Consider the following 10,987-nt stretch of genomic DNA (forward strand, 5'->3'; position numbering starts at 1 on the left):
CGGTTAACGCGCCCCCCCTCAACCCACTCTGCGCCCCCCCCCCCCCCCCGGGCGCCCCCCGCACAGGCGGGGGGCCGCCCGCTCTGCTAGAATGCTGGACCCATTTGCCGACACGGCCACCCGCACACCGTGAGCAACCTCGATCGCACCACCAGCCTGCCCCGACAGCTCTTTGCCATGACCTGGCCGATGCTGTTCGGGGTGCTGTCGCTGATGACCTTCCAGCTCGCAGACAGTGCCTTCATTGGTCAGCTGGGGCGGGACCCGCTGGCGGCCCTGGGCTTCACCCTGCCCATGCAGCAGCTGGTCATCGGACTTCAGGTCGGGCTCGGCATCGCCACCACGGCCATTCTCTCCCGCACCCTGGGGGCCGGCGACGAACGCCGGGCCGAGCGCCTGGGCGGCCTGGTGGTGACCGTCGGCGCCGCCATGGTGCTGGTGCTGTGCCTGGCGTTGTGGCTGCTGCGGGTGCCCATCATGAATCTGCTGGGGGCCGACGCCGCCCTGCTCCCGCTGATCCGCAGCTACTGGATTCCCTGGCTGGTGGCGGCCTGGCTCGGCGCCACCCTCTACTTCGGCTACAGCGTGAGCCGCTCCCACGGCAACACCAAGCTGCCCGGCACCCTGATGGTGGTCACCAGCCTGCTCAACATCGCCCTGGACCCGCTGTACATCTTCGTCTTCGGCTGGGGCCTGCCCGGCGCCGCCCTGGCCACCATCACCGCCTTCGGCTTCGGCTGCCTGGTCATCTACCCCCGCCTGCTGGCCCGGGGCTGGGTCCGATTTGACCTGCGCGCCCTGGCACTCGGCCCGGCGCTGCGGCAATTGGGCGGCATCATGGGGCCGGCGATGGTCAGCCAGTTGATGCCGCCACTGTCCGCCATGCTGGCGACAGCGCTGGTGGCGGGCTTCGGATCGGCCGCGGTGGCGGCGTGGGGCCTGGGCACGCGGCTGGATTTCTTTTCCATCGTGGTGGTGCTGACGTTGACCATGTCGATGCCGCCGATGATCGGCCGCCTGCTGGGCGCCGGCGATATTGACCAGATCGCCCGTCTGGTCCGCCTGGGGGTTCGCTTCGTGGTGGCCTGGCAGCTGGCCATCGGCCTGATCTGGCTGGCCATCTCCGGGGTGGTGTCGGAGTTGTTCACTACCGACCTGACGGTGAGGGCGATCCTGCAGGACTATCTGGTGCGGGTGCCCCTGAGCTACTGGGGCTTGGGGGTCTGTATGCTGATGGTGTCGGTGTGCAACGCCCTGGGCCTGGCGATGCGCGCGCTGCTGATCTCCACCCTGCGGCTGTTCCTGTGTTTCCTGCCGTTGCTGTGGGTGGGCGGACAGCTGGCGGGAATGACCGGGTTAATGACCGGCGCACTGGCGGGCAACCTGTTTGCCGGCGCCATGGCCTACACCTTCTACCAGGCCGGCATGGCCCACCTCACCGCCGCCCGGCGGCAAGCGGCCGCGTCACAGGCGTCGTCCTGATCAGCCGAAGCGCTTGCGAAAGCTGTCCGGCATCGGCGTCACCTGCTTGCGCTCGTAGTCGAAGAACACGAAGCCGTACTTGGCCAGCGCCACGGCCTGGCCATTGTCCTTCTTGGTGACCCGGAACACGATGTCGCCGCCGTACTTGTTGAAATCCATCATGCCCACTTCAAAACGCAGCATCTCTGGGAAGAAGGACTCCGCCTGGTACATGGTCGCCAGGTCGGTGACGATGATCCCGACCTGGTGCTCGTCGGTCTCCGCCACGCCGTGACTTGCCAGGAACTGGGCGCGGGCTTCGGACAGCATGGAGATCAGGGCGTCGTTGCCCAGGTGGCGGGCGCCATTGATATCGGTGATGCGCACCGGCATCTCGGTCTCAAAACTGAAGACATCGTCGGGAAAGGCAAGCTGGATCCGGGCCAAGTCGGTCACCACTGGGTCGAAAGGTCATGGGCGCGCCATCATACCCCGACCTTGGTCGAAGACACACCCCGGAAAACGCCCATTGCCCCCCCGGATCGTGATAGAACGATGTCGGTATGGTAAAAACAGGTTGCTAGCTAACAATTTATTCAACGAGTCCGATCGACGACACGGTGCCCTATGGAAATTCGTCCCGCCGCCACCCTCGCCCTGATCCGCCCGGCCCCGGCCGGCCTGGAAGTCCTGCTGCTGCAACGCACCTGGGACGCGGCCTTCCTGCCGGGCCATTATGTATTCCCCGGCGGCGCAGTGGATGCCAGTGATCAAGCCGCCCAGGCGCACATGGCGGGGACCGATGACCAGACCGTGAGCCAGGCCATGAGCCTGGAGGGCGGGGGGATCAATTACCTGATTGCCGCGGTGCGCGAATGCTTCGAGGAGGCCGGCCTGTTGCTGGCCCACCAGGCCAGTGGCGAGCCCCTGAACGCACCGCAGTTGGCCGCCGTGCAGGCGGACCGGGAAGCGGTGTTCCGTGGCGAGCTCAGTTTTGAGGCGCTGTGCCGCAACCACCACCTGGCGTTGCCCCTGGACCGGCTGGCCTACCTCAGCCACTGGATTACCCCCGCCGGGGCGCCTCGCCGGTTCGACACCCGGTTCTTTGTCGCCCTCAGTCCCCCGCACCAGCCAGCGAGCCACGACGGCGTGGAGACCATTGACCACGTCTGGCTGCCCCCCCAGCAGGCCCTGGCCGACCACCGCAGCGGCCAGCGACTGATCGGTGTGCCCACCCTGCGCACCCTGCGGTTCCTCAGCGAGTTCGACAGTCCGGAGGCGGTGTTGGCCTACGCCCACGCCAACCCGCCACCGGCCAGAGCAACCCGTCCCTGGCCGGCGCGCAAGGGGGATCGGCCCACCACCGTGGAAGCCGGGACGCCGGCTTACAGCGAAGTCGCCAAGCTCGACCCCCAGCGCCGGGGCCACGCCTCGGCGGTGATCACCCCGGGCCGGCCGGTCAGCCTCGGCCAGGGCGTGATCCGGCTCACCGCCAACAACGGCGGGCTGATGACCGGCCCCGGCACCAACTGCTACCTCCTAGGCCAACCCGGCGCTTACACCGTCATCGATCCGGGACCGGCGCAGGACGAACACCTGACACAGTTGCTGGCGTTGACCGACGGCCAGATCCGCCAGGTCCTGGTGACCCACACCCATCGCGACCATTCCCCGGCCGCCAGTGTGCTGAAACAGCGTACCGGCGCCCGCCTGATCGGGCTCCCGGCGCCTGCGGGCGCGGCCCAGGACCGGGACTTCGTGCCCGACCACCAGCCTCTCGACGGCGAGCGGATCGACACCGCCGCCGGTCCCCTGAAAGTCCTGCACACCCCGGGACACGCCTCCAACCACCTCTGCTACCTGCTGGCCGGGGAACAAATGCTGTTCTCCGGCGATCACATCATGCAGGGCTCGACCGTGGTGATTAACCCTCCCGACGGCAACATGAAGGCCTACCTGGCGTCGCTGGCGCGGTTGCTGACCGAGGAGATTCATTACATCGCCCCCGGTCACGGTTTCCTGATGGCCGAGCCGCAGGTGGTGGTGGACGTGCTGACGACGCACCGACTGGCCCGGGAGCACAAGGTCATCCAGGCCCTGAGACAGCACGCCCCGGCCAGTCTGGAGACACTCACGCCGGTGGCCTACGACGATGTCCCCGCCGCCATCCATGGCCTGGCCGCCCGTTCGCTGCTGGCCCACCTGGAGAAGTTGCGGGAGGAAGGTCGGGCCCGGTACGACGACCAGCACGGGGTGTGGACCGGCGGGCAAAGCTGAACCGGGCATTAAACCTTTGTCACCCCCATACCCACAGACCCGCCGGATCACTATGCTGGGCGCGATTCCACTCAACACCCGTGAGGCACTATGCACATTCGTCCGACTGCAGCCGGCAAGCACCTGACCTTCGCACTGTTGCTCTGGCTGAGCCCCATGACCGTTTCCCCGGTACTCGCCCAGGGCGAGGAAGACCCGGTCGGGATCGAGGCGATTCCGGAGGACGAGGAAGTCGCGGACATCGAGGCCTCGCTGCCCCGCGAGAACGATACCACCGAGAACGGGGCTCAACACGGCGATTCACACGACGCGCCCGCCACCGGGCACCCAGCCACCGCGGCCGACGGGGAGCCGGCAACCGGGATGACCGAGCCGGCCGCCGACTCCGCGACCAAGCTGGTCGCCCCCAACATCGACCTCAAGGACGTGGCCCCGGCCCCCGAAGTCCAGCCCACACCAACCGCCCCGGCCGGCTCCACAGCCACTGCCGCGGACGCCCCCCAGCAACAACCGGCGACGGCGGCGGAACCGGCCCCTGACACCAGGCCCGGTTCCGGCCCCAAACCGGAAGCCCGCAGCCTGACCCTGCTCAGCAGCGAGGTACTGCCCGGCACCGCCACCCGGCTGGCCTGGGCGCCGGGCATCCAGATTGCCGGCCTGTCCCAGCCAACACCGGTGCTGGTGGTCAACGGCGTCAACCCGGGGCCCACCCTGTGCCTGACCGGGGCCATCCACGGCGACGAGCTCAATGGCATCGAGATCGTGCGGCGCACGGTGTACGACCTCGATCCACAGGAACTCGCCGGGGCGGTGATTGGCGTCCCCATCGTCAACCTGCAGGGCTTCCAGCGGGGCTCCCGCTACCTGCCGGACCGGCGGGACCTCAACCGCCACTTCCCCGGCTCCGCGTCGGGCAGCCTCGCCGACCGCATTGCCCACTCCCTGTTCAACCAGGTTATCCGGCATTGCGACCTGCTGGTGGATATCCACACCGGGTCCCTGCGACGGACCAACCTGCCCCAGCTGCGCGCCGACATGAACATCGCCCGGGTCGCCGACTTTACCCGGGGCTTCGACCGCATGGCGGTGGTCCACAGTACGGGTGCCGAAGGCATGTTGCGCACCGCCGCCGTCGCCGCCGGCATCACCGCGGTCACCCTGGAAGCCGGGGAATCGCTGCGGATCCAGGAGCACCAGATTGAAGCCGGTGTGCACAGCCTCAACAGCCTGATGGAAAAGCAGGGTATGATTTCACGGATGTTCGTCTGGGGCGAACCCGAGCCGGTGTACTACAACTCCTACTGGATACGCTCCGAACACGGCGGCATCCTGTTCAGTGACGTCGAGCTCGGGGACCGGGTCAGCCGGGGCGAGATCCTGGGCTATGTGGCCGACCCCATCACCAACGCCCAGCACCCCATCCGGGCCACCAGCGATGGCCGGGTGATCGGCATGGCGGTCGACCAGGTGGTCATGGCCGGCTTCGCCGCCTATCACGTCGGCGCACGGGCCTCGACACCGGAAGCATCACCGGCGGACGCAGTGGTTGAAAACCGCTAACCGGATTAGCCTCAAGTGTTTGTAAAATAATGCAAAACAGCGTCAGGACATTTTACACCCTCGGCACAAGCGACTACTTACTGCCTGTAAAAACAAGGGGTTAAATTGTGGCCCTTAAATTGCTGAGGAAGCAGGGCTACCGGAAGGGGTAGCCACTCCACAATCACTGAGGGACCAGTTATGCAATCCTATCTTGCCGCAATATTGGCAGGCGCGCTGCTGATGCTGTCTGGCGCAGCCTTCGCCTCCCCCATCACGCTTACCGATATCACCCATTTCACCGCCGGCGGCACCGACGCGCCGGGAGACCTGGATGGCTCGGGCGGTGATTATGTCAACAAACTGGAGGGTGCCGCGGACTACGTGGCCTGGACTCACCAGTACACCTTCGAGCCCGCCGCCGGCGAGCTGATCAGCGGCACCATCAGCCTCTGGTTACGGGACGACGAAGGCGACGTCTGGTATGACCCCTGGACCTGGGAACTGGGTGTGGGTGTCGGTGAAGACGGCACCTGGGACCTGGGCGGTATCGACACCGGCAACTACAGCTATGACCTGGACGTCAACACCCTGGCGGACGGCTCCTTCAGCGTACTGCTGGCGTCACTGGGCGGTGATTTCTACATCGACAGGTCGGTACTGGAGATCACCTATCACCCGGTGCCCGAGCCCGGCACCCTGGCACTGCTCGGCTGCGGTCTGGTGGGCCTGGCACTCGGCCGGTCCCGTCGCTCCAAGCGCTGAACCGGGCAACGGCGCAGTTACCGCGGTAACTGCGCCACCGCCGTTGCCAATTGAGTGAGCGCCGCTTTCAGCACTGCCCGCGGCGTGCCCAGATTCAGCCGCATGTACCCCGAGCCGGCCGTCCCAAAGCTGAGTCCGGGGTTAAGCCCCAGCCCCGCCTGCCGGATAAAGAACCGTTTCAGTTCGGCGTCGCTCAGGCCCAGGCGCTGGCAATCCAGCCACAGCAGATAGGTGCCTTCGGGTTTCACGGCCTCGATCCCTGGCACCCGTTCGGCGATGAACCGGCAGGCCCAGTCCCGGTTTTCCCGCAGGTACGCCAGCAAGCGGTCCAGCCAGGACCCACCGTGACGGTAGCCCGCCTCGAAGGCCGCCGCGCTGAACGGATTGCAGTGCACCATGTGCATGGTGTCGAAGACCTGCCGCAACGCCGCCCGATGGCGGGGATTGGGCACCACCAGCGCCGACAGCCCCAGCCCGGGAATGTTGAAGCTCTTGCTGGGCGCTACCGCCGTCACCACCACCTCGTCGGCGCCGGGACGACGGGCGAGCACGGTGTGGCGGTGGCTGTCCGGAAACACCAGGTCGGCATGGATCTCGTCGGACAGCACCACCATGTCATGCTCCCGGGCGATGGCCAGCACGGCGTCCAGCTCCTCCGGCCGCCACACCCGACCCACCGGATTGTGGGGAGAACACAGCAGCAACAACCGGGCGCCAGCCTCGGCGCACTCCGCCAGATGCGCCAGATCGAACTCGTAGCGCCCTCCCACCCGGCGCAGGGGGTTCTCCATCACCCGTCGGCCGGTCTTCTCCACCGCGCCGAAAAACGGCGGATACACCGGCGGCTGGATCACCACCGCCTCCCCCGGCTCGCTGAACGCCATGGCGGCGGCATGCAGGGACGGCACCACGCCCGGTGCCATCAGGATCCACTCCCGTTCGATGGTCCATCCGTGACGGTCGCGGAACCAGCCGATCATCGCCTGGTAGAGGCTGTCGGCAAACAGGCTGTAGCCATAGACCGGATGCCGGGCCCGCGCCACCAGCGCCTCGGTCACCGCCTCCGGGGCGGCGAAGTCCATGTCCGCCACCCACAACGGAATGACATCCTGGCGACCGAACACCGCCTGCCGGGCATCGAACTTGACCGCGCCGGTCTGCTCCCGCGGGATCCGCTGATCGAAGTCTGTTTCTGCCATGGTTCCTCCGGGCTGTTGACTTGACGACACCATACCACGCCGCCGCCCGGTCCACCGCCGCGCCAACCGGCACGGCGCCGAAAGTCGCAGTGACAAGCGCTGGCGGCTTGCCCACACTGGGCAATCCTTGCCAAGCTAACGAATTCTTCAACGCGAGCTGACCGTACGCCATGCTGACCCAGATCCTCGCCACCATGCTGCCGGTGTTCCTGATCGCCTCCTGTGGCGCCCTCTACGGCCGTTTCCGCTCCCCGGACATCCAGGGACTGAACACCCTCAACATGGAACTGTTCGTGCCGCTGCTGGTGTTCGGGGTACTGGCGGACCAACAGGCGCCGCTGCAGGACTATGCCTGGCTGGCGCTGGCCGGCGTGGCCATCGTGCTGGGCTCCGGGTTGATCCTGTGGCCACTGGCCCGCCTGCTGAAACTGGATGTCAAAACCTTCCTGCCGCCCATGATGTTCAACAACTCGGGCAACATGGGCATTCCGGTCATCGTCTTTGCCTTCGGCGAGGCGGCCCTGCCGGCGGCGGTGGTGCTGTTCATTGTCGAGATGCTGCTGCACTTTACCGTCGGCCTGCACATGCTCAACCCCCATGCCCCGTTGCGCCACCTGTTGCGGATCCCGGTGGTGCTGGCCAGCCTCGCCGGACTGACCCTCAACCTCAGTGGTCTGGCCCTGCCCGACTGGCTGCTGGAATCCATCAACATGCTCGGCGGCGTGTGCATCCCGCTGATGCTGTTCACCCTCGGCGTGCGGATGCTGGACGTGGACTTTTCCGACTGGAAACTGGGCCTGCTGGGCGCCATCGCCTGTCCCGCCAGCGGCCTGCTGCTCGCCTGGCCGTTTGTGGTGGCGCTGGACCTGCCGGGGTTGCAGCTGGCGGCGCTGTGGGTGTTCGCCGCCCTGCCGCCGGCGGTGCTCAACTACATGGTGGCCGAGCAGTACCGCCAGGAACCCCACCGGGTGGCGTCGCTGGTGCTGATTGGCAACCTGGGCAGCCTGGCTGTCCTGCCGGTTACCCTGGGACTGGTGTTTGCCTCCCCGTTGCTACAGCCTTGAACCCGAATTGATCCGCCTCCCCGGCGTTCTCGTAAACTCCTGCTATAGTGAACAGTTAGCCGCCTTCCTGTTCAGTCCGCCGCTGCCACCCCCGCCGACCGGGGAACGAGTCCGCGCAGCTGGCGAGTGGTGGTCACGGTTTCGTTACCCACACAAGGAGTCAGCACATGATCGCCTTTCGCTGTGTTTGGCACACTGCAGGTGGCGTGGTAGCCGCCGCCCTTCTAACCGCCTGTTCCAGTCAGGGCCCACGACCAGATTCGCAACTGCTCACCGCCGCCTCTGCCATCGAGCAGGCCGAAGCCACCCAGGCACGCCAGTACGAACCGGTGCTGCTCAACCAGGCCCAGAACAAGGTGGCCGACGCCCGAGAGCTGATTGACGAGGAGGAGTTCGACCGGGCCCGTCTGCTACTGGAACAGGCCACGGTGGATGCCCAGCTCGCCGGGGCCCGATCGGACACCGCCAAGGCCCGCCAGGCGGTGGATGAAATCAACAAGAACATCGAATCACTGCGCATGCAGATCGACAGCAGTGCCCAGTGAGGAGCGGACCAGGAGAGAGCGCCATGAAGAATTATCCTTTCGTCACCGGCTTGACGCTGGGACTGGCCGTGGTACTGACCGGGTGCGCCAGCGATCCCAAGCAAAATGCCCTGCTGACCGAAGCCCAGATGGTCTATGACGAGATCAAGCACGATCCCAGCGTGGCCCGCAGCGGCGCCACCCAACTGCGCAGCGCCAGCAAGAGGCTGGAGGAAGCCAAGGCCCTGATGGCCGACGACGCCGAGTTACTGGCGGTGGAGCATGCCGCCTACCTGGCCAAGCGGCACGCTGAAATCGCCCGTGAGCAGGGCCTGCGCTCCGAGCTGGAAGCCCAGGTTAACTCCGCCGAGGAACGCCGCAAGCAGCTGGAGCTGCAACAGCGGACCGCCGAGGCCGAGGCCCTGCGCCGCCAGATGGAAGCCATGCAGGCCCAGCAGACCGAGCGGGGCATGGTCCTCACCCTGGGGGATGTGCTGTTCGACGTCGGCAAGGCGGACCTGAAACCCGCCGCCGAACGAACCATCGGGAGGCTGGCCCAGTTCATGCTGGAATACCCCCAACGACGGGTGCTGGTCGAGGGCTACACTGACAGCACCGGCGACGACGCCTACAACCAGTCGCTGTCGCTGCAACGGGCCAACTCGGTGCGGGATGCCCTGGCCGCCCAGGGGGTGGCCGGCAGCCGCATCGACACCCGTGGCTATGGCGAGTCCTACCCGGTGGCCAGCAACAACACCGCCAGCGGCCGTCAGCAGAACCGGCGGGTTGAGATCGTGATTTCCGACGAGAACGGCAACATCGACAGTCGGTAAGCCCCGGCCTCCCGGGCCCAGGGTGCGCCTGGGAGGCGCCAGAACACCCCCCACCCGGAAACAGGAGGTCTCCTTATGAGTGTACTGCTTTGGCTCTTGGCCGCGCTGGTGCTGATTTACCTCGGGATTGGCGGCACCACCGCAGCTGCGGTCCTCGTCGTTGCCACTGGCGTCGGGCTGTTTTACGACCACTGGCACCTGCTCAGCGTGGTGGTTGGGTTAGGCTTGCTGGCCTTCAGCCTGGTGCTGCTGTTCCCCGGCGACCTGCGCCGGGACCGGTTCAGCCGCCCCCTGCTTGGCTGGGTGCGCAGCAAGCTGCCCAAACTGTCCGACACCGAGGCCGAGGCCCTGAAGTCCGGCACCGTGGACTGGGACGGGGAGCTGTTCTCCGGCCGACCGGACTGGACCAAACTGCTCGATGCCCAGCCCGGCCACCTCACCGGCGAGGAGCAGGCGTTCCTGGATGGCCCGGTGGAGGAGCTGTGCGAGATGCTCAACGACTGGGCCATCACCCACGAGGAGTACGACCTGCCGGCGCCGGTGTGGAAGTTCATCCGCGACAACGGTTTCTTCGGCCTGATCATCCCCAAGGAAAACGGCGGCAAGGGCTTCTCCCACACCGCCCATTCCGAGATCGTGATGAAGATCTCCACCCGCAGCGTGTCCGCGGCGGTGACCGTGATGGTGCCCAATTCCCTCGGCCCCGGTGAGCTGCTGATGGCCTATGGCACCGACGCCCAGAAGGAGCACTACCTGCCCCGCCTGGCCAGCGGCAAGGAGGTGCCCTGCTTCGCCCTCACCTCGCCGGTCGCCGGTTCCGACGCCGGCGCCATCCCCGACAAGGGCATCGTCTGCAAGGGCCAGTGGAAGGGCGAGGAAGTGCTGGGCCTGAAGGTCACCTGGAACAAGCGCTACATCACCCTGGCGCCGGTGGCCACGCTGATCGGACTGGCCATCAAGGTCTACGACCCGGACAAACTGCTCGGCGGCAGCGACGAGATCGGCGTCACCTGTGTGCTGGTGCCCAAGGATGTCGAGGGGGTCAATGCCGGCGCCCGCCACCTGCCCATGAACACCGTGTTCATGAATGGCCCGACCTGGGGGACGGACGTGTTCATTCCCATGGACCAGGTCATCGGCGGCCAGGACATGCTGGGTAAGGGCTGGACCATGCTGCTGGAATGCCTGTCCATCGGCCGCTCCATCTCCCTGCCGGCTCTGGGCACCGGTGCCGGCAAGGTGGCCAGCCTGGCGACCGGCTCCTACGCCTATACCCGGGAACAGTTCTGCCGCTCCATCAGCCAGTTTGAAGGCGTGCAGGAAGC

The 10,987-nt window shown here is 66.6% G+C and carries 10 protein-coding genes; 8 read left to right on the forward strand and 2 right to left on the reverse strand.

From position 1 onward, the window contains the following. The first annotated feature begins 177 nt into the window (after positions 1–177). Positions 178–1,482 carry an MATE family efflux transporter gene (locus tag R3175_RS17435; RefSeq protein ID WP_318945626.1) on the forward strand — a complete coding sequence of 435 codons (1,305 nt, stop codon included), beginning with the start codon at positions 178–180 and terminating at the stop codon, positions 1,480–1,482. On the opposite strand, the gene R3175_RS17440 is transcribed toward R3175_RS17435, so the two are convergent. Next, on the reverse strand, positions 1,483–1,908 hold the full coding sequence (locus R3175_RS17440; protein ID WP_318945627.1) for a thioesterase family protein: 426 nt from the start codon (positions 1,906–1,908) through the stop codon (positions 1,483–1,485). A 180-nt stretch (positions 1,909–2,088) separates the two neighbouring features. On the opposite strand from R3175_RS17440, the gene R3175_RS17445 reads away from it, so the two are divergent. The 3 genes from R3175_RS17445 (at position 2,089) to R3175_RS17455 (ending at position 6,042) form a co-directional block, all read left to right on the forward strand. Beyond that, complete coding sequence (locus R3175_RS17445; protein ID WP_318945619.1) at positions 2,089–3,738, forward strand: MBL fold metallo-hydrolase; 1,650 nt, start codon at positions 2,089–2,091, stop codon at positions 3,736–3,738. 90 nt (positions 3,739–3,828) lie between these two features. Next, positions 3,829–5,298: a succinylglutamate desuccinylase/aspartoacylase family protein gene (locus R3175_RS17450; protein ID WP_413231792.1), complete on the forward strand. Its 1,470-nt coding sequence runs from the start codon at positions 3,829–3,831 to the stop codon at positions 5,296–5,298. A 180-nt stretch (positions 5,299–5,478) separates the two neighbouring features. Continuing rightward, positions 5,479–6,042, forward strand: coding sequence for a PEP-CTERM sorting domain-containing protein (locus R3175_RS17455; protein ID WP_318945620.1), 564 nt, complete (start codon positions 5,479–5,481; stop codon positions 6,040–6,042). 17 nt (positions 6,043–6,059) lie between these two features. On the opposite strand, the gene R3175_RS17460 is transcribed toward R3175_RS17455, so the two are convergent. Further along, positions 6,060–7,241, reverse strand: coding sequence for a PatB family C-S lyase (locus R3175_RS17460; protein WP_318945621.1), 1,182 nt, complete (start codon positions 7,239–7,241; stop codon positions 6,060–6,062). A 170-nt stretch (positions 7,242–7,411) separates the two neighbouring features. On the opposite strand from R3175_RS17460, the gene R3175_RS17465 reads away from it, so the two are divergent. The 4 genes from R3175_RS17465 to R3175_RS17480 form a co-directional block, all read left to right on the forward strand. Further along, positions 7,412–8,305, forward strand: coding sequence for an AEC family transporter (locus R3175_RS17465; RefSeq protein ID WP_318945622.1), 894 nt, complete (start codon positions 7,412–7,414; stop codon positions 8,303–8,305). Between the two features lie 167 nt (positions 8,306–8,472). Next, a complete protein-coding gene (locus tag R3175_RS17470) occupies positions 8,473–8,850 on the forward strand; it encodes a DUF4398 domain-containing protein (protein WP_318945623.1) in 378 nt (125 codons plus the stop codon). Positions 8,851–8,873: 23 nt separating this feature from the next. Next, positions 8,874–9,662: an OmpA family protein gene (locus tag R3175_RS17475; protein WP_318945624.1), complete on the forward strand. Its 789-nt coding sequence runs from the start codon at positions 8,874–8,876 to the stop codon at positions 9,660–9,662. 75 nt (positions 9,663–9,737) lie between these two features. Beyond that, positions 9,738–10,987, forward strand: a 1,250-nt coding sequence (locus R3175_RS17480; protein WP_318945625.1) for an acyl-CoA dehydrogenase, incomplete at its 3' end; no start/stop codon positions are given.

Origin of the sequence: Marinobacter sp. (assembly GCF_033722735.1) — a bacterium.
In the GTDB taxonomy this organism is placed as follows: Bacteria; Pseudomonadota; Gammaproteobacteria; order Pseudomonadales; family Oleiphilaceae; genus Marinobacter.